This is a genomic window from Photobacterium angustum (assembly GCF_003026365.1).
Classification (GTDB): domain Bacteria; phylum Pseudomonadota; class Gammaproteobacteria; order Enterobacterales; family Vibrionaceae; genus Photobacterium; species Photobacterium angustum.
Map to the genome: position 1 here is coordinate 18,197 of NZ_PYOM01000026.1, position 20,192 is coordinate 38,388.

17 protein-coding genes are annotated in these 20,192 nt (G+C 36.8%); 11 read left to right on the plus strand and 6 right to left on the minus strand.

Annotation, left to right across the window (positions count from 1 at the left end; translation table 11 throughout):
* Positions 1-61: 61 nt before the first annotated feature.
* Positions 62-1,195: an N-acetylglucosamine-6-phosphate deacetylase gene (gene nagA / locus CTN01_RS20615; RefSeq protein ID WP_045147262.1), complete on the minus strand. Its 1,134-nt coding sequence runs from the start codon at positions 1,193-1,195 to the stop codon at positions 62-64.
* A gap of 379 nt (positions 1,196-1,574) precedes the next feature.
* Here nagA and CTN01_RS20620 point away from each other — a divergent pair, with 379 nt between their 5' ends.
* Positions 1,575-2,924, plus strand: a complete 1,350-nt coding sequence (locus CTN01_RS20620; protein ID WP_045147261.1) for an MDR family MFS transporter — start codon at positions 1,575-1,577, stop codon at positions 2,922-2,924.
* Between the two features lie 165 nt (positions 2,925-3,089).
* Positions 3,090-3,848 carry a hypothetical protein gene (locus CTN01_RS20625; RefSeq protein WP_045147258.1) on the plus strand — a complete coding sequence of 253 codons (759 nt, stop codon included), beginning with the start codon at positions 3,090-3,092 and terminating at the stop codon, positions 3,846-3,848.
* A 123-nt stretch (positions 3,849-3,971) separates the two neighbouring features.
* Here CTN01_RS20625 and CTN01_RS20630 read toward each other — a convergent pair whose 3' ends face one another.
* On the minus strand, positions 3,972-4,517 hold the full coding sequence (locus CTN01_RS20630) for an isochorismatase family protein (RefSeq protein ID WP_045147257.1): 546 nt from the start codon (positions 4,515-4,517) through the stop codon (positions 3,972-3,974).
* A 133-nt stretch (positions 4,518-4,650) separates the two neighbouring features.
* Here CTN01_RS20630 and CTN01_RS20635 point away from each other — a divergent pair, with 133 nt between their 5' ends.
* The 4 genes from CTN01_RS20635 to CTN01_RS20650 all read left to right on the plus strand — a co-directional run bounded on the left by CTN01_RS20635 (position 4,651) and on the right by CTN01_RS20650 (position 9,565).
* Positions 4,651-5,337: a VC0807 family protein gene (locus CTN01_RS20635; protein ID WP_045082152.1), complete on the plus strand. Its 687-nt coding sequence runs from the start codon at positions 4,651-4,653 to the stop codon at positions 5,335-5,337.
* Positions 5,338-5,498: 161 nt separating this feature from the next.
* A complete protein-coding gene (locus tag CTN01_RS20640; RefSeq protein ID WP_005365067.1) occupies positions 5,499-5,990 on the plus strand; it encodes a hypothetical protein in 492 nt (163 codons plus the stop codon).
* 297 nt (positions 5,991-6,287) lie between these two features.
* Complete coding sequence (locus tag CTN01_RS20645) at positions 6,288-7,202, plus strand: cation diffusion facilitator family transporter (protein WP_045082150.1); 915 nt, start codon at positions 6,288-6,290, stop codon at positions 7,200-7,202.
* 770 nt (positions 7,203-7,972) lie between these two features.
* The gene (locus CTN01_RS20650; protein WP_045147255.1) at positions 7,973-9,565 is read left to right on the plus strand and encodes an EAL domain-containing protein; all 1,593 of its coding nucleotides are present in this window, start codon (positions 7,973-7,975) and stop codon (positions 9,563-9,565) included.
* A 79-nt stretch (positions 9,566-9,644) separates the two neighbouring features.
* Here the strand turns inward: CTN01_RS20650 and nagZ are convergent, their stop codons facing one another.
* Positions 9,645-10,649, minus strand: a complete 1,005-nt coding sequence (nagZ, locus tag CTN01_RS20655) for a beta-N-acetylhexosaminidase (RefSeq protein ID WP_045147253.1) — start codon at positions 10,647-10,649, stop codon at positions 9,645-9,647.
* 287 nt (positions 10,650-10,936) lie between these two features.
* Between nagZ and CTN01_RS20660 the strand changes: the two genes are divergently transcribed.
* On the plus strand, positions 10,937-11,434 hold the full coding sequence (locus CTN01_RS20660) for a DUF1097 domain-containing protein (protein ID WP_005365077.1): 498 nt from the start codon (positions 10,937-10,939) through the stop codon (positions 11,432-11,434).
* Between the two features lie 127 nt (positions 11,435-11,561).
* On the opposite strand, the gene CTN01_RS20665 is transcribed toward CTN01_RS20660, so the two are convergent.
* Together CTN01_RS20665 and CTN01_RS20670 are read right to left on the minus strand one after the other, a co-directional pair.
* Positions 11,562-12,500 carry a siroheme synthase gene (locus tag CTN01_RS20665; RefSeq protein WP_045147251.1) on the minus strand — a complete coding sequence of 313 codons (939 nt, stop codon included), beginning with the start codon at positions 12,498-12,500 and terminating at the stop codon, positions 11,562-11,564.
* Between the two features lie 151 nt (positions 12,501-12,651).
* The gene (locus CTN01_RS20670) at positions 12,652-13,785 is read right to left on the minus strand and encodes a S1 family peptidase (RefSeq protein ID WP_045147250.1); all 1,134 of its coding nucleotides are present in this window, start codon (positions 13,783-13,785) and stop codon (positions 12,652-12,654) included.
* 194 nt (positions 13,786-13,979) lie between these two features.
* Between CTN01_RS20670 and CTN01_RS20675 the strand changes: the two genes are divergently transcribed.
* Positions 13,980-14,816 (plus strand): DUF5718 family protein, encoded by an 837-nt coding sequence (locus CTN01_RS20675; RefSeq protein ID WP_045147248.1) that lies wholly within the window; start codon positions 13,980-13,982, stop codon positions 14,814-14,816.
* A gap of 44 nt (positions 14,817-14,860) precedes the next feature.
* Positions 14,861-15,721 (plus strand): sulfurtransferase, encoded by an 861-nt coding sequence (locus CTN01_RS20680; RefSeq protein WP_045147247.1) that lies wholly within the window; start codon positions 14,861-14,863, stop codon positions 15,719-15,721.
* A gap of 108 nt (positions 15,722-15,829) precedes the next feature.
* Here CTN01_RS20680 and CTN01_RS20685 read toward each other — a convergent pair whose 3' ends face one another.
* Positions 15,830-16,657, minus strand: coding sequence for a phosphate ABC transporter substrate-binding protein (locus tag CTN01_RS20685; protein ID WP_045147245.1), 828 nt, complete (start codon positions 16,655-16,657; stop codon positions 15,830-15,832).
* Positions 16,658-16,961: 304 nt separating this feature from the next.
* Between CTN01_RS20685 and CTN01_RS20690 the strand changes: the two genes are divergently transcribed.
* Both CTN01_RS20690 and viaA read left to right on the plus strand, forming a co-directional pair.
* The gene (locus CTN01_RS20690; protein WP_045147243.1) at positions 16,962-18,620 is read left to right on the plus strand and encodes an ATPase RavA domain-containing protein; all 1,659 of its coding nucleotides are present in this window, start codon (positions 16,962-16,964) and stop codon (positions 18,618-18,620) included.
* Positions 18,621-18,693: 73 nt separating this feature from the next.
* Positions 18,694-20,151 carry an ATPase RavA stimulator ViaA gene (viaA, locus tag CTN01_RS20695; RefSeq protein ID WP_045147241.1) on the plus strand — a complete coding sequence of 486 codons (1,458 nt, stop codon included), beginning with the start codon at positions 18,694-18,696 and terminating at the stop codon, positions 20,149-20,151.
* The last annotated feature ends 41 nt before the right edge of the window (positions 20,152-20,192 follow it).

Here is a 20,192-nt window from a genome sequence, read left to right on the forward strand (position 1 = left end):
AACTGTATGATTACAGTTGGATTTTAATCAGATACTAATTTAACTATTTTACAAGGCTAAGTTAGAAAACGTGTTTACCCATTTGGAATACGTGTTTAACTTGGTTGTCGTCAGAAAGCAACGTGATGTTGGCTTTGTAGCCTGCTTTTAACATACCGTACTCGTTTTCGATCTTAATCGCTTTAGCTGGGTATAGTGTAGCCATACGTAATGCTTCTTCACGAGATAGGCCAACGTGATTAATCAAGTTGTTTAAGCCTTGAATCATCGTAACTGCAGCACCAGCAATTGTGCCATCAGCGTAGAAACACTTACCATCTTTAACGTAAGCTTTAAGACCAGCCATATCGAACTCAGTCATGTCTGTACCTGCAGGTGCAACAGCATCTGTTACCATGAATAGTTGTTCACCCATGATCTCATGTGCAATACGGACAGAAGGGTATGAAGCGTGAATGCCATCAACGATAATACCTGCATGTGGCTTTTTATCGAAAATGTAACCAACAACGCCAGGTTCTCGAGAGCCAAGAGGTGTCATTGCGTTATATAGGTGAGTTGCCATGTCTAGGCCCGATTTCTCATTAACTTGATCGTAAGTGGCGTTAGTGTGGCCAAGAGAAACAGTAATGCCTGATTCACGAACAATATCGATCACTTTTTGCGATGTATTTTCAGGAGCAACGGTTAAGACACAGATTTTATCTGCGTTATCAGCTAGGTATTGCGCTGTTTCTTCGTCAAGCTCACGAATGAATTCTTCGCGGTGTGCACCTTTTTTCTCTACGCTGATAAAAGGACCTTCAATGTGAAGACCTAAAACACCTTGTTGTTCTGGTTGCTCTGTGGATTCAACCATTTCAAGCACTTCAACTAATGAAGCAGCGTCACTTGTAATAAATGTCGGTAAGAACTGGGTAGTACCACTTTTTAAGTTGGTATCGTTCATAATCTCAAGTGTTTCAGTACTGATTGCCGTATTAAGTAGTACGCCACCACAGCCATTAATCTGAAGATCAATAAAGCCAGCAGATGCTAAGTAGCCTTTACCATCAACCACTGTATCAGGAAGTTCTGATTGGTTTACATCAGCCATTGGAATGATACGTTGAATAACATCATCTTTAACAAAAATTGCTTGATTGTTTAGAGTCGTTTGTCCATCAAATACATTAACGTTGATAATTGCGATCATGGGTATCTCACTTGTAAATTGGTACTGCTAACAACAAGTGTCACAGTAAATACATCATCTTTATACAATGCCTCGTCAATTGAACTTAAAAGGCAACGACACATCGATTGAAAGCATTAAAATAATCTTATTTTTCTATGTGAATTAAGATACCTGTTTAGTTGATGATTCGTCAAATCCTTTCATTAAATAAACAACAAAAGTAACCATGATTGGCCTTTAATTATTCATTGAAAGCATTATAAAAAATGATTTTTTTATTAGACAATAAGTTGATTATTCTTATTTGTGTCGTAATTGTATAGTAATTGATTTATATATCATCACTTTATTTTAAGGTATGTCAGTATGCGGTATCTTGTAGGGGAAGGAGAATTATATGACATCCCCTAAGACAATTTTTGGCAGTGTAGCGTTAGTTATTGCGCTAGGATCATTAGAAAAAAGCATAGTTACAACACCTTTACCCATGATAGGGCAAGAATTACATGCGGGAGAGTTATTGACATGGGTTGTTACAGCCTATCTTTTAGCTTCTACTGCGGTACTTCCTTTATATGGGAAATTGAGCGATATATTTGGACGAGTTCGTATGCTAAATATTAGCATTACTTTGTTTGTCATTGGTGCTATCGCATGTGGTTTATCTCAAGATATTAATACCTTAATTGCATCACGTGTATTACAGGGAATTGGAGGTGGTGGTTTAATTGCATTAGCTTTTACTGTGATTGCCGATTCTATACCAGCTAAAGAAGTGGGTAAGTACCAAGGTTATATCTCTGCTGTTTATGCTGTTTCAAGTATTGCAGGGCCACTGCTCGGCGGTTTTTTTACTGAGCATTTAACATGGCGTTGGGTTTTTTGGATAAATATACCACTTGGAATATTGGCAGTATGGCTGATCAATAAAAATTTAAATCATTTAAGTGTTTGCCGTAAGAGTCGTTTTGATTGGGGGGGCGCGCTACTCTTAATGGTAGCGACAACGTTATTGTTATTGATTATCTCGCCAGAGGCTAATTTATCGAAAAGCTTACTCGTAGGATTATTTCTTTTCGTAATCGGTATGCTCATCGTGGTTGAACGAGCCGTATCTGATCCCATTTTACCGCGTAAGTTATTTCAATTATCAGGCTATATAACAAGTGTATTTTTGATCTTGTGCTCACAGTTATTAATGTTTGCTATGTTGGTATATTTACCATTACAAATGCAGTGGCAACAAGGGATGACTGCATCGAAAAGTGGCATGATCATGGTAGTTTTCATGTTTAGTATTACCACTGGCGCTTATTTTGCTGGTAAGTATATTGCTAAAACGGGGTTCTATAAGCGTGTCGTTGTTATTGGCTTTATTTTAACAACATGCGCACTCGTGCAATTGTATTTATCTTTTTATGTACATATATCATTGGCATTTGCGGGCTTAGGGCTTGGATTTACCTTGCCTGCGCTAAGTGTTGTTGTTCAGCATATTTTACCCGCTCAAGATCGCGGTATTGGGATGTCAATGTTTAGCTTTGGGCGGGAACTTGGCGGTGCTATTGGTGTTGCCGTTTGTTCAGCTATCTTTCATAGCCAAGTAACTTCTACGGATATTACAGATATCGTTGATCCACAGATCTTACAACATGGTTTTAGTTTAACTTATTTAGCCATGGCAGTTATTGCATTTATTGCCACCATGCTGACGTTATTTATGCTAAAAACACGCCCACTTGATTAATAAATCACGCTTTTTGCTTACAAACAAAAAGGGATAACCAAGAAGTTATCCCTTTTCTTTTTGCACTTATGTAGGCATTTGGGCAAAATAGCGCCTTCACAATATTAGTACCGTTAAAACGCTTATTAAAGCGTTAGTTGCTATCCATACTGTATAGGAGTTGTCATGCAGTGGACTGACTGGCCATTTTTACTGTCTCAGGTGTTATCACAATTTTCCATCGGCGCATTTATTATTATTGGTGTGATTATGCTATCGGGGAAATTATGTTTTGGACAATCTGATAGGGTACTTAAAAACTTTCCCCTGATCTGGTTATTGTTAATTACTGCAATGTTATTGCGAGAAGGCAGATTAATGCTATCGCAAATCCATAGTCAATCAAGTTTTGGTCTTGAAACATTTTTCTGCTTAACTATTTTGATCTCGACTATGGCTTATTGGTTATGTGAAAAGCACTTAATTGGCAGTGACAAATGGCGAAAGTCGTTTTTATTCTTGGTTGTGGTTTGGAGTGGTCTGTACTTTATTGAAGGGGTGGTTAATCATGGTATTAGTTACTCGCTAGCCATACAATTTATTGCCAATGTTATTGTAGGTGGAAGCCTAGTAGCACATTGTATGTTAGTAAAGTCTGAGCATAAATTAACAAAACTTAATACCTTTTTACCTGTGTGTGGTTTAGTGCTTGGTGTTGTGGCAATACTATCGAATATGCAGGGTATGAGCTTATTGGTACAACAGGCTGAACTCGGTGGCTTAACTGGCTTTGTCGTTCGAATTTCAAGTATTGGTTTGATGGTTTTAGCATTAAGTTTATGGTTAATGCCGATTATTACAAAGAGTAAACCCGTTACAGTGATGCTCGTTATCAGTAGCGTTATTATGGCTGTTGCCAGCTTCCTTACGGCTCTATCAATGTAGTAACTATTTCAACAACAGCACTACTATTATCGACAGATTAAAGGCATAGAGTTCTTAAATAATGCTATGCCTTTCTATTATACCTTCAGCCAAAGAAGTTAGCGCTCCTTACTTTAACAACGTTCACTTAATTAAATTTAGTAAGGCTTTGAATCTATCACCATTGGCGACCCGCTGTAATTCGAACAATACCATTTCTGTTGTACTGACTTGTGCACCTGCACGTTGCATTTTATTAATTGCAATCTGTTTGTTTTCCTCTGTCCGTGAACTTATTGCATCACTTACTACAGTTACTTGGTAGCCTTCAGCGATAAGATCAATAACGGTTTGATAAACACAAATATGTGCTTCAATACCAATGATAATGATCGACTTACGTTGTTTTAGTTGTAGTTGCTCTAGAAAACTAATATTTTGAACGGCACTAAAGCTTTCTTTCGCAATGGGAGTTAATCCTTGCAGAGTAAGAGGGTGTGCTATTTGAGGAATGGTTGCGCCAAGTTTATCGGGTAACTGCTCAAGCCATAATGTTGGCAGATCAAATAGTTCTGCGCCTTTTACCATAATTTCAGCTTGACGAAAAAAGTGATCCTTTTTATGCATTAGTTGCGCGAGGTTGCCTTGTATGTCAATCACAACCAATATTGAATGGTGGATATCAAGCATTGCGCGATTCCTTATGTCTATTGAAAAAGTAATGGTTTGTAACCATATTGCTCTTTACAGTGTTGTTTAGAAACGGAACAATGCAAAGTGACTAAAGTAAAATAAATGTAAACAAAGGAAGTATTGTCAGACTATGGCTGAGAGAAAATCAAACCCGTTAAGTGAAATTGTTTTTAACGTTATTATACCGTCAGTGATCCTGATGAAGTTTAGTGGCGATGATCAACTCGGTGCGGTAGGCGGATTACTAGCAGCATTGGCATTCCCTGTTATTTTTGGCGGCTATGAGCTTATTCGTTATAAGAAATATAACTTTATAGCCTTGTTAGGTATTGTCAGCGTTCTTCTAACAGGCGGTATAGGTTTACTTGAACTCGATACCAAGTGGTTAGCGATTAAAGAAGCTTTAATCCCTGGGCTTATCGGTATTGTTGTTTTTGGCTCAACATTCACCAAGTTTCCGGTTGTACGCAAATTAGTGTTAAATGACAGCGTGCTTAATTTAGGACTTATCAATGAGCGTCTAAAAGAAAAGAATAATGAGCATTTATTTGATCGCTGTTTAACGCAGTCTAATTACATGTTTGCTAGTACGTTTCTTTTTTCATCTGTGATGAACTATATTCTGGCGACAGTTATTGTAACCAGTAAGTCAGGAACTGAAGCATTTAATGAAGAATTGGGACGTTTAACATTGTTAAGTTACCCGATGATAGCAATTCCATCTATGTTGATGATGATGGGGATATTCTACTTTGTTTGGCGTCAAATACGTCGTATGACACAGCTAGAAACGGCTGAGATATTTAAGTCTCAGTAATGTTATTTATCATCAAAATGTAAGCAGTGAATGATTCACTGCTTTTTTTTGTATCAAATATGGTGTCTTACCGTCTTATCTCTAAGATAATCCTTACAGGGAAAACATAATTCGAACTTTTGAGTAATAATTTAGGCATGTAGTTTAAAAACGGACATGTCATGAAGCTAACCTCAATAATATTCATATCGTTATTAATAACTGCTTGCTCAACGATTGAAGTTGCTAATTCTTCAGATAAAGAAGGAGTGCAGTTTGTTGATAAACATTGCGGTAACCACCAATCCCAACGTGGTTCTCATTTCTTTAGCTCATTTCTAGATTCTCAATATCAAAAAATTACAGAGCTTAAAGGTTTTATTAGTGATCAAAATTACAAACAACTCCATATTGCTTTGTCACAATTTAACGAACATTGGGAAATGCTCAACCAGCAAAGTTACGAAGCATGTGAAAAGTTAGCTCGTTGCGAATTTATAAAAGAGCAGTACATAGCGTCATTTAATAAACAGCAAAGAAACAGAATGAAACTTGATGCTGATAAGCAAAATATGTGTGATAAGAGTAGTTTTGAATTTGATTTGAGCCGAGTAAAAATGGTTTCTTTTTATAGTGATGTTGAACGTTTAGAACTTGTCCGTGAAGAGCAATAAGCAATATATGTAACACTCGAAGCTCTGTTTAACCTAATGTATACGGCGAAATTATATTCTTATAAGTTACTAAATTATTGTAGTTTTTTGTGTTTAAACCTCTAAACCTGCATGGCTTAAGCTATCTGTTTTTATGACTTTTTAATACTTAACAAATATCAAAAATTCCCCTAAAAGCACTTTTAATGATATTGTATTTGACACTATATTATTAAATATAGAGATGTTTTTAATTCAAGTTTTATAGTCGTAACGGGTAGTTACGTTATCTTTTATCATTAATACTAGGGGGATATTATGGCTACAAGCCGTAAAATTAGTAAAGAGAGAATGGCACTGAAAGTATCATTAGCAGGAACAATTTTTGTTGCTACGCTTGGTATTGGATACGGTCTGTACGTTGGTTCTAATGCTATTTTATTAGATGGTATGTTCTCTTTTTTAAGTATGGGGATGACAGGACTTAGTCTTTATACAGCATACTTAGTTTCAAAACCTGATGATGAACAGTTTCAATTTGGTTATGCCCATTTTGAACCTCTTATCAACGTGGTAAATGGTTTATTAATTTTAGTAACATGTTTATTTGCCTTTGTGACCGGCATACAAACAATATTGCAAGGTGGTCACGACATTATTTTGGGAGATGCGATTGTCTATGCTGTTCTCTCAACTGTCAGTTGTTTTTCGATTTACTTTTTTGAAACCTCTATCGCACGAAGTGTCGACTCCGAATTAGTTCGAGTTGATTCGCAAGAATGGTTAGTTGACGCGATCTTAAGTGCTGCAATATTGGTTGGTTTTATCTTAGTTATAATATTTGATGCAATGGGTTACTCTAAGTGGAATGCCTATGTCGATCCCATTCTAGTTACAACATTATCTATCGCAGCATCAGTATTACCGATAAAAGTATTAAGACGAAATTTAAAAGAAGTATTGCTTGTAGCACCACAAGACAGTGTTCAAGAGCACGTCGATCAAGTTATTGCAGAGCTTTCTGAAAAGTATGACTTCGATGATTATACTCATCATTTTGCTAAAATCGGTCGTCAGTATGATTTAGAAATTAACATCTTAGTAAAAGATGAAAAAAGATGGACGACAAAACAACAAGATAATATTCGTCAAATCATATGGGATAAGTTGGAAGCTGATCTTGGTGAAACATGGCTATCTGTTAGTTTCACAGGTCAAGAGCGTTGGTTGTAATTTAGTGTAAACAGAGTTGATGTTTAATGTTAGGATAATTCACTATGAAGTAGGGATTATCCTAACTAACATTTTGTAATAATACTTTTTCGAATCATTTATTTTGAATTTTACAAAATGATAACCACCATGATGAAATAGATATGGGATTCTTGTATCATTTCTTCGTTCTAAAAATTATCTTTGTTTAGTTAAATATAAAATAAGAGTTAATTTTTAGCCAATATTGAAAATTATTTTTATTACAGGTGAATCATGGACACTGCTTTAGTTATAGCATTCATTGTAGGTGCATTTTATATTATTCTTAAAGAAAAAAAATGTACTAAGAATATTGATTATAGCAAGGACAGCTTATAATCTTTATTTAAACTAAAAGAAATGAAAAAAGCGCTATTATTAGCGCTTTTTTCTGTCTAAAAACTGCAATTTTTATTGTGTGATATAAATCCATTTTTAATGAAATAAAAATAAATTAAAGTTTAATATGAATACCCATGATTATTTTATTATTAAGGCTGAATGGTATCTTATTATTCTAATAAGGAATTAATTTATATTGAATGTGATTGCGTTATATCATTTTTATAAATTAGAGTGCCGAGCTTAAGTTGAAATGAATATTTTATAACATGTGATCTCTGCTGTTATTTAATCTTCTCTATTACTTGTCTAATAATGCTTTAGGTTTTAACTTTATTATAAGTAATTATTTTCATAGAGGTCTACATGGATGGTAGATTTCAATAATAACAATGATGGTTTATTCAATGTTTAAGAAAGAGCGATTAACCAAAACGATTAATGATATTTTATTGATGCGATTTTCAGGTCATATCGGTATTGGTTTAATGTTTTTTGTTATCTTAGTCGGATTTGGCTTTACGACTCTCGCCCCATATTTTGCAACTAAGCAGTTATCAACAAAAATTCAAACGGATACTGATGAACTGGTACAAACCCACATTGAAAATATATATGATTATCAAGAGCTTATATTAAATCTTGGTCGTAATTTTGATTTTACGTGTAGTGAGAAAGAGCAGGAGCAATTAAGACGTATTGCTTATAGTAATTATCTTATCCGTAAGATTTCGTTAACACCCTCAGGTAAAAGTACTTGCTCGAGTTTTTACGAAAAAAATCATGAACAACATGTTGAATCTCGTAAAATTAAAAATTATAGCAATATGATGTCGTTATGGTTATCTTCTGAAAGAAATAGTCTACAACGTATTTTTGAAGTTCATTGGCAAGGTGAAAAGGGAAGTTTGGTTCTATCCTTAGAGCCAATAGTTGAAGAAATCTTACGAAATAAATACTGTGAAGGTTGCGTCTTAACATCTATATCAGCAGATAATGAAATTAATCGCTTAGGTTGGCAAGGTGATAATAAATCATATACGGATAAACCTATATATGAAGTTTTAATGCCTAATGGTTTGAAATTTTCTAATTACATTAAACTGGAATTATTAGAGAAAGAATCACAATTATTAAGAATGCCCCTCTTTTTAGCTGGAGCATTTATTGCTGGGTTTTTAATTTTATTACGACGTTTATTAATTAGACGACGATTATCGTTACATGCATTAGTACAGCGAGGGATAGTTAAACGAGAGTTTATACCCTATTACCAACCTATTATTAATTTAAAGACGAAAGAACTTTATGGTTGTGAAGTACTTGCTAGATGGAAGAAAAAAGGGGTTGGATTAATATCACCAATGGAATTTATTCCTTATGTTGAGAAAAGCGGACAAATTATCCCTATTACTAATCTATTAATCGAGAAGACTATTAAAGATTTGAGCACTATCAACTGGCAGTTAACCGATAGAGTGATTAGTATTAATCTGGTACCGCAGCAATTAGAAAATTTACAAATAATGAATGAGTCATTAGCTTTATTCAGCAATTCAAAGATTCCTGTTAAACAGGTAGCTTTTGAAATTACAGAGCGTAAACAATTTGAAGATCTTACGATTGCCTCTGAGGTTATCCAATATCTTAAAGCTCAGGGTATTGATATTAAGTTAGATGATGCAGGCACAGGGTATGGTGGGTTCAGTTATATTCAAGAATTGAACTTGCGAAGTTTAAAAATCGATAAGATGTTCGTCGAAAATATCGGTACGACTGATATAAAACTTTCTCTGCTTGATTCTATCATAGCCTTCGGCAAACAGGCTGGAATGGAAATGATAGCAGAAGGTGTCGAGACGAAAGAGCAGTCTGATTATCTTGTTGAGCGTGATGTTTATCTTCAGCAGGGGTATTACTTTGGTATGCCTATGAATGCTGAAGAGTTTTCGATTTATAACATTGAGATTAAAAATAAGAATAAGCTTTTAGCTATTTAGCCAATAGAGCGATTTATGATTAGAGAAAAGCCGACATTATGCCGGCTTTCTTGTCCGTAATGATTTCCGAAACCGCGTGTTACATGTTTTTCTCTTTCCACTCTTGTGTTAGGCGAGAAACTGCATCTTGGGTTTCTTTCCACATACGGGTATTGATTAAATCTCTATATTCGGCAGTAGGCTTCTTCAATAATGTATCCAAAATTGGCACTTGAACTTGAGGTAAACCATCAAGAGCCTGTACAGCACCCTCACGGTTATTACATAACATAACCATGTCACAACCTGCTTCTTGTGAAGCAATGGCTCGTTCACTGTAACTGCCTAATACGTCAGCTCCTTTCATATTAAGATCATCAGAGAAGATCACGCCTTTAAAACCTAGCTCTTTACGTAATACCTGTTTTAACCAATATTCTGAACCACTTGCAGGTTTTTCATCATAAGCATCAAATACAACGTGTGCTGGCATGATACCTTGCAGCAGGTTATTTTCGATTAGGTGCTTAAATACGGTCATATCATGTTGCTTAATATTATCTCGTGAATCGTAAGGCGTTTCTAAGTGAGAGTCGGCAATCACACCACCATGACCAGGGAAGTGTTTACCGGTTGCAGCCATACCAGCCTGCGCCATACCAGTTATAAACTGGCTTGCATAACGGATAATGTCTTGTGGGGAATTTGAGAAAGCGCGATCACCGATCGCTTTACAGTCATAACCAAGATCAAGTACAGGTGCAAAACTGATATCAATATCCATCGCTAGTAGTTCAGCAGCCATTAGCCAGCCGCCTTGCTTAGCAAGCACTTCTCCATTTTCAGAAGCTGCAAAAGCGCGAGCAGGTGGTAGTTGGGTAAATTCTTCGCGGAAACGTTGAACACGTCCACCTTCTTGATCGACACCAATCAGTAAAGGGCGTTTAGCTGTTTTTCGAATGTCTTTAACTAACGCTCGAAGTTGTTCACGGTTGTCATAATTTCGGGCGAAAAAGATGATACCGCCTACTGTAGGGTGTTGAATAATTTCGCGTTCTTCTGCATCAAGTTCATAACTTGATACATCAAGCATTAAAGGTCCCATGACGGCACTCCGAGTAACATTATATTAGGCGATAAATTACCATAGTCAGTTTTATCCGCAATTTTTAATGCGAATTTAGGCATGATGATAATGGAATTTTTCTAGAGGATGAACATGGTTTAATCATTTCTAATATCAGTATTAAATTAAACGCACTTTAGTGATCATTGTTGGTTATTTTGTGAAATGAAATGTAATGCTTTCTGCTATGTGTGATCTTTATTGCTTAATTGGTGAAGATCTTAGGTTACACTAAATACAATTCTGTCATCTTAAAAGAGTGAGTCATGTCGGTACTTATAGCAATCGCATTAACAACAGGAATTTTATCTGGGATTTGGGGTTGGGTAGCAGTATCTCTGGGCCTATTAAGCTGGGGGGGATTTCTTGGATGCACGACATATTTTGCTCTTCAACGAGATGGTATTAAAGGCGTTGGGTTAAGCATTGCAACAAACTTAAGCGGTGTTTTTTGGGCGATGGTGATCATTAAGTTATCATCTTTAGTTAACCTTGAAATTATTGGTTACGTTGTCACAGCTCTAGTTGCTTTTATGATGTGTGCACAAGCAAAGAAATCATGGTTATCTTTTATACCTGGCACCTTTATAGGTTCATGCGCAACGTTTGCTGCAAATGGTAATTGGCAATTGGTTATACCATCATTGGTTGTAGGCGTGGTATTTGGCTATTTAATGAAGAGCTCTGGTTTATGGTTACACGCAAAACTTGCAGAAAAAAAAACGGCTCACGCTGAAACAGAGTTACCCATCACGCAGGACTAAGTAAATAATTTTAAAAATTGTTCTTATCGTTATTAAAAATGCCGCTAGATTTATGCTTAAACATGCGATAAATCAGCGGCATTGTTATATATAATGATAAATTTATATTTGTTCTATCTACGATGTATTAGCTATGGCTAGGCACAAAAATACCATTACGATCGACACACAGCTTTTTTAATGCTGGTCGGTGTTGATCTTTAGACGCTAATATACAAACTCGCATGCCCTCATCTAGCAATTGTTTCGCACGAGTGATGACGTTCTCGTGTTCGTAACTTTCACGATCAGCATCTCGACGGCAAAGGTCGACAAAAATATCATTCTTCCCATCAGGGTAGAGAACAAACTCTGATTGTTGCATCAAACGTAATGCTTTCAGTGTTAATAACTCAGGGTCGTTACCTGTTTCAATTAAATACAAGTTAGCGCCTGTATCTTGGTATGATGTTAATAATCCACTAAAAGCCTGTTCTAACTCTTGCTCTGTTGTTGCTGTTTCAACCGCAGGTAGACGGAAGAATGTCTCCCAAAACTTTCGACGTTCATCAACGGTTTTATAATGTTGTTTTATTCGAGTACGCTGCTTACCTGAGTAATCAGCCAATAAGCTTAAGTTTTGTGGTAATTGTGTTTCGAAACGTTCTCGTAAATAACGGACTAGCACAGGTGACGCCCCGCCACTTGAAATGGCAACTTGCATTGGTGAACGATCAATCATGGATGGCGTTATAAAATCACAGTATGCAGGGTCATCAACAACATTCGTCCATATCTTTAATGCATTCGCATCATGATAAACTTGGTGGTTGAGTTCACGAGAATCGGTTGTCGCCCAAACTTGGTCAAATTGTGTAAGAAGTGACTTTTCATAACGCGCTTTTAGATATTCAAATTTACCTTCATCGAGTAGTGATACAAGATGAGGGTGAAGCTCTGGCGAGACAAGCGTAATATTAGCTTGCGCTTTAAGTAATAGATCTACTTTGCGGCAGGCGACTTCACCACCACCCACGACTAGTACTTTTTTATGGGTTAACTTTAGAAAAACAGGGAAAAAATCCATTTTGTATATCCGTTAAATCGCTCATTTTTATTTTGATCTGTGCAACAAGCTAATGTTTACTAAGAAATCAATTACTTCATAAAGGTTACTAATTTAGTACCATGAAAAGATTATTAAGAGCAAGTTTAACATTGTAATCATTTTTCTGTTTTTAACTTAGTTGGTTTCGACGATAGTAAAGTATGAGAAGAGTAAGCAGGAGGCTATAAAAGGTTATTGTGCCGCCACTTTCTGTTTGTTCTGCTGCAGCAGTTACAACAATTTTGGTATTTTCTCTATTACTTGAAGCATCTTTTATTACGGCAAAAGGATCGATATTCAGCGTTGGTTGTAATGAGGAATCATTAAGTGTGAATGTTGAATTATCATAATATTGTATTTGTTGTTCTATCCAATCTCGATGGGTAGAAACCTGAGTATATTGCCCTGTGAGCTGATTATATTGGTTTTCTGGGTTGTCATTTCGACTTGCACATTTTGCCCCGTTACTGGTTAAACCGATTAATCGAATGCCTTTATCACTATCAGATATTGCTTGATGGTTTTGCCAGATAAGCGGGCCGCCAGAATCACCGCTACATACATCTTTAATTAAGCCATTAATGTTTGAATCTGCGCAGACAATATATTCATTACCGATATTGAGCCCAACGCATTGGCTATCAGGAACCCCCGCTAAACTAATGACTTGTAATGCCGTTGGATAGCCTTTTCTAAGAGTGTCTCCCCAACCAGAAGCAATAGCAGTGACAGGAGAATCCATGTTTGTCACCCAAGAATTACTGAATGTAATATCAGCCATAATTTGTTCATTAGGAGTAGCAAGTTTAATTGCCTGGGCTACATCATACATTGAACGATTTACGCGAAAAAGCGCTATATCATTGATAAAGTTGTCTTCATTATAATAAGGGTGGCTGATTTTCTGTACGATTTTAAAAAAATGCTTACTATCAAGATTAGTAAAATTACCATCTTCAATCAGACTAGTACCCACAATGGCAATATCACCAATGTTTGATGAGTCGCAGTGTGCTGCTGTTAATAACCAATACTCACTTATCACAACAGCGCCACAACTGACACTATCAAACCCTTTTTGTTTTAGTGCTGCTTGCCAAGGGATCAATTGTGAATCATAAAGGGTAGCATCGGTACCATTAATGGCTTTTGCTATTGCTTGTGTATTAACTGTTGTATGCGCTAACACAAGGGATTGGTAACTAAAAACAATGAAAATACCGACTAAGTACGTTATTTTCTTTACCCATAAATGCAATGTCATGTGCAGCTCCGCCTTGAACTGTTGTTTATTAAAGCGTAGCTATAACGATTCAAAAAATTACCAATAATGTGTCATTAATCGCAAAAAAATGAGTTTGTATTAATTTAGATACACAATATTGATAACTGAACTCCAGAAAAGTTGTGTGGAGGAATTTAGAATAAGCATTATGTTTTCATTATCTAGATTGAGTTATGTTTAAATCATGTATTGGTTTTGGTGTTGCAGGTAACTTTGCAGGACATTTAGAACAAGCGGGTGAAGCGAGTGATTTTTTTAATGTCGAAGTAAAAGAAGAAGTTCAACCCAAAGGCATTTTTCCATTTTATGTACCTTCTAATACAAATTCATTCCTGAACGTATACCCACTTTCATCTACGCGTATTACGCCACCAAACAATGCTGATAATTTACAGATTGAGCCTGAAGTTGCGCTTATTTGTGATATTGAATATCAACAAAGAAGTAATGGTGAAATTAATGTTGTTGGTTTTATTCCACGTCAGTTTGCAGCGTATAACGATTGTTCTATTAGAAAGCCTGATGCGAATAAAATTAGTGAGAAAAAGAATTGGGGAGCAAACAGTAAAGGGATTTCAGAAACCTTGATTGATATCGACCATTTCCAAATCGGTGGGATATTAGATCGTTTCCGTATCGCAAGTTTTCATCGATCTAATGGTCAACTTCATTGTTATGGTGAAGATAGCCCAGTAGTTGGATATAGCTACTTTCACCAAAAGCTGCTTGATTGGGTAATTGAACGAATGAATCACCAGCAGGATGTAGGACCAACTGAAAATATTAATGCGCTGTTAAATCAAGCCGATCATCCAAAGCAAGCCATTATTAGTATTGGTGCAACTCGTTATACGCCATACGGAGAAACACATTTCTTGCATTCAGGCGATACCAGTATTGTGGTTGTTTATGATGGCATTTTATATAGCAGCAATGATGTACTTCACATGGCTGAAAACAATGATTGGCAAAGTGATGGGCTATCAGTATTAGTACAAACTGTTGATTAAGTAGTAAAATCACTGGGGTTAATAGCTTAAACAAAGGATCCGTCATGACTACATCAGTACAACATCAAGACTTAGTTTCAGTGCAATGGTTACATCAAGCATTAGCGAATAATGCACAGGACAATCTTGTAGTATTAGATGCTACGTCTTTTATGCCTGGTGTTGATCGCTCTCCAGAGCAAGAGCTGATTGAACAACGTATTCCACGTGCACGCTTTTTTGATTTCAATAACAAGCTAGCAGCTCCAGATACCGATTTACCACATATGTTACCGTCGGCTGAGCAGTTCTCACTCGAGGTAAGTAAACTAGGTATTAGTAATGATACTCATGTTGTGATTTACGATAGCTTAGGTATGTTTTCTGCCCCACGCGGCTGGTGGATGTTTAAAACGATGGGACACAATAATGTTTCTGTTTTAGATGGTGGATTACCTGCATGGATAGAAGCTGGGCTTGAACTTGAGTCAGGTGAGTTAGAAAGTATTGTCCCAGTGGTTTTTAACGCCCAACTACAATCAGAATGGGTGATAGATGCTGAACACCTTAATGAGTTACTCACTGATAATAATGTTGCTGTGATTGATGCAAGACCACGCGCGCGTTTCTTGGGCTCGGTGAAAGAGCCGCGTAAGGGTATTCGAAGTGGTCATATGCCAAACGCAAAAAATCTACCGTTTGGTGACTTACTCGATAATGGTCACTTTATTGCACTATCAGAAATAAAAGCAAAGTTTGATGCGTTATCTGCACCAGAACAGCGTTTAATTTTTAGCTGTGGCTCAGGTGTTACAGCATGCATTCTAGCTTTAGCTGCAAATTTGATTGATCGTAAAGTACTTACTGTTTATGACGGCTCTTGGACAGAATGGGGTGCAACTGAGTGTTACCCCGTTGTTAAATAAAGACAGTTATAAAAGAAATATAAAGGCAAGCAGTGTAACAGCAAAATAGTTAACACTGCCGCCTTTATTTGTATCGGTTATTAATATGAGGTATTTAACTTGTAACGATCAGGCTTTTTTATCAATAGCCACATAGCCTTTATCTTTGATAATACTTTGCGCTTGGTTAGAAAGGACAAATTTAATAAATTGTTGCGCATCATTTGCTAAGCCTTTTTGTTTAAACATCAACAAAAACGGACGAGCAATTTTATATTCGCCAGATTCAATATTGGCAGCGGTCGGTAAAACATTATCGTACGATAGGGCTTTAACTGAATCATCAACAGAGCCAAGAGATACATAGCCTATTGCATGCTCATTACGTGAAACTAAACTTTTCACCATGCCATTGGTACTTACCACCAGCACGCGTGGGCTGATATTAGAAACAGTAAAACCTGAAACTTGTTTGGTTAGCCCCATAAAGTGTTCAAATGAAAAGCGAGAGCCTGATGCATTTTCACGGCTCACGACTGCCATATCTAAATCTTTACCGTTAATTGATTTCCAGTTAGTGATTTTACCTTGGTAAATACCAATAAGTTGTTCGCGCGTAAGATTTGTTACAGGATTCGCTTTATTTACTACAAGCGCAATACCGTCATGGGCAATAGTGATGGCTTTATAGTTACCATCTAATTCAGCACTAGAAATTACACGAGAACTCATGCCTATCTCAGCGGCACCTTGCTTAACAGCATTAATACCTGCGGTTGAACCGATACCTTGAACTTCAATTGTGGTGTCTTTATGCGTTGACGAGTAGGTATCTGCAAGTACATCCATAATATGGCTTACCGATGTAGATCCAACAACGGTCACTGTTTCTTTTGCTTGTACACTGAATGATATACATACGCCTAATGCTAATAAGCGAATTAATGTTTTAAGCATTTTTTACTCCATGAGCTTAGTTATTTCGAGCGTATGTTATTACGATTGTGTGACAGGAGTGTGAATCTCATAGCGAAAACTTATGTTTTAGCGAGTGAATAGTCACTAGAAATAGTCACTGCGAAACGTTAATACTATGAGAGTATATGGTTAATATCATTGCAAATATAAGATAAAATTTTGAATCAACTTAGTAAAATGCTAAAGTCGATTAACAGATATAACATTAAGTGTAAGGAATTTACTCTTAATGATTTAACTATGCGTCGTACAGTGTTAGTGGGAAATACACAAGGTTGGTTATATGCTTAAAATGGCAACAACAGCAACATCACCGAATAAAGCTATTTTATCTGAACGGATTCAAAAATTGATTAAAGGGCTTTCTAATGGCGTCTATGAACGTGAGGAAGTGATTAAGCTGTGTTTGCTTGCGGCATTAGCGGGAGAGAGTGTTTTTCTTTTAGGACCTCCAGGGATCGCAAAAAGTTTAATTGCAAAACGATTAATTCAAGCCTTTGACGATAGCAAATTTTTTGATTACTTGATGACACGTTTTTCAACGCCTGAAGAGGTGTTTGGACCTTTATCTATTCAAGAGTTAAAAGATAACGGTAAATACGTCCGTTTAATTGACGGTTACTTACCGACAGCGCAAGTGGTTTTTCTTGATGAAATTTGGAAAGCTGGCCCTGCTATTCTAAATACGTTATTAACAGTGGTTAATGAACGTACTTTCAAAAATGGTCAAGATGTTCAGCCTGTACCTATGCGCTTGTTGATCACAGCATCTAACGAATTACCTGATGAAGATAGTGGCCTTGATGCTTTATATGACCGAATGCTCGTTCGTGTATTCGTTAATCGTATTCAAGAGAAAAAGAACTTTAAAGCTCTATTGATGGGTGAAGGGCCAACACTACAAGAAATTGATCCTAGTCTCACTATTAAAGATGAAGAGTATGTTAACTGGCAGCAGCATATTGATGAGATCCAATTAAGTGAAGAGACCTTTGAACAAATCTTTAAGCTTAAATCAATGGTTGAAGATCATGTTAATCAAACCGATGTGATTGATAGTGACAGTGAGCTGTATATATCTGACCGACGCTGGAAAAAGTCTGTACGCCTATTAAAAGCCAGCGCGTTTTTTAATGGTCGTAGTGAAATCAACCCACTTGATTTATTACTGCTGCAAGACTGCTTATGGCATAGCCCAGAATCGCGTAATGTTATCTGTAATATCATTAATACATTCGCGTCAGAACATGCCTTTAATCAGACTCAATCAAGTTTAGACGCTAATGAAGCGGAAACTATCATTAATACGATTAACGATGATGTCGTTGATAAATTGGTTGTGTCTTTCACAAAAGAAAGCACTATGCGTAAAGAATGGTTTAAATATAACTTTGCGACAGCAGCAAGATTTAACGTTAACAACAACCCTCGTATGATCAAATTGGTGATGCTACAGCAAAATCCATCAGTCTCGGAACAAGAGCCGGGTGATAGCCGATGGGTATACGTAGACGGCGATGAGTTTGATAAGAAAATTAGGACGGGTAAATGTGATATTTATGGTTTTGTAAATAAGAACACGCATTTGTGTCGATTACAATTTGAAATTGACGCGCAAAACCGCCTAACCATTAAAGATATTGCTAATCGCTCGGTATTAGTTGGCATTGCAGGTAATAAAGGTATCACTGAAACTCAGCAACAAACATGGCAAGACGGTGTTGATGGTGCCATGGCAAAAATAGTTGATGCAGAGCATAACATTAAAAAGTCACGTGCAAGTTTCCACGGAGTATTACCACATAACTTTATCAATGACGCTTTTCCTGCACTTATTGAACAAAGTTTGTGTGATGTCGGTGATAAAGTTGCAGAGCTTAAAGGACTTGTCGAAAAGAGTGCATTCCGAATTACCCACCTTTCTGAATATTTTGCCAAATAATGCTTGTTGTTAAGCAGTCTATCGTTGGGTGTAATCAACACCTAACGGTAGGCACGAAAAAGGAGAATCGCGTATGCCAGTCTCTGAAGGATTAAACTTCGCATTGATGCTTGCTGAATCAGGCGTTATTGATAGTGCTGTTCATGAAGTCATGGTACGTCCGCAGTTATTAATGGCGGCAGAATCTAGCCCTGGTGTTAAAACAGCGATGAAAAACCAAGTCATGAAATGGCGAGGACAAATGATCCGTCAAACCGCTAAAGGGACGGTAGTAGAACGGTTTCATGATGAAATAGAGCTTTATCAACAAGTCTGTAAATGGGATCAAGATTATTTTATCGAGCATGCTGATGAAGTCGTAAAAAAATTGGAAGGGCAGTCTTCGTTTTATTTCAAAGCAAAAAATCTTGTTGCTAAAGAACATCAGAAACATAACCCGATGTTTCAACGCTTCTTTTGTGACAAATGGTATGAGTATATTGCTTATGCCTTAAAAGAAGCGCAAGAATCTGAAATTGAAGAAAATAAAGAAGAGCTGTTGAAAGACTTGTATCAACGTATTGAAACGTTAAAGCAAGTGGAAGAGGTAACAGAAGCTGGCGATGAGAAAAAGGCTGGCCGTTTATGGGATATGGCAAAAGCGAAATTGACACAGACTGATGTCGATGTCATGAAGAAAATTGCAAAGTTTTTGAAAAACAATAATGGCTTACAAGATATCGCTGAGAAGTTAGGGCGTATGGCAAGTGAAGTCGATGATCCTAATAAAGAGCGCGTAAAAGCAGAAGAACTTAAGCTGGTGGAAGAGAAAAGTGACAATGTCACCGATGATGTTGTCGGGATCCATGAAAGTGACGATCTCGCCAAGCTTTTACCTAATGAAGCAATGTTTCTAGCTTATCCTGAATTGGAAGTGGTGTTCTATAAACACTTAGTCGATAAACGCTTAATGAATTACCGTATGCAAGGTACGCAGCGTAAACTACGCAAGGTAAAAGCGTATAAGCGACAAACCAAACAGGTAGATCAAGATAAAGGTCCATTTATTGTTTGTATTGATGCCTCAGGTTCTATGTCGGGTTTCCCTGAAAATTGTGCTAAAGCACTGGCTTATGGCTTGATGCAAATAGCGCTTGCTGATGAGCGTGATTGTTATGTCATTATGTTTTCAACTCAACAGATTACGTACGAGTTGACTAAGCAAGATGGGTTAAGCGAAGTGGTTAACTTTTTATCTTATTCATTCCATGGTGGAACGGATCTTGGTCCTGTATTAGAGCAATCAATTGATTTAATGAGCGACGGTAAATATAAAAACGCTGATCTCGTGGTGTTATCTGACTTTATTGCACCCAGCCAGCCTGAGGCTATGCTGAGTCGAGTAGAAAAACTGAAAGCCCAGAAGAACCGTTTTCATGCCGTTAACCTGTCAAAATACGGTAATCCAGAACTTTTAGAGATGTTCGATCAGTGTTGGTCTTACCATCCATCTAAATTGAGTCAACTAGGTAAATTATTCCGTATTCGTTAATAGCTACATTATTCGCGCTATAGTTTAATCCTGTAACGCTA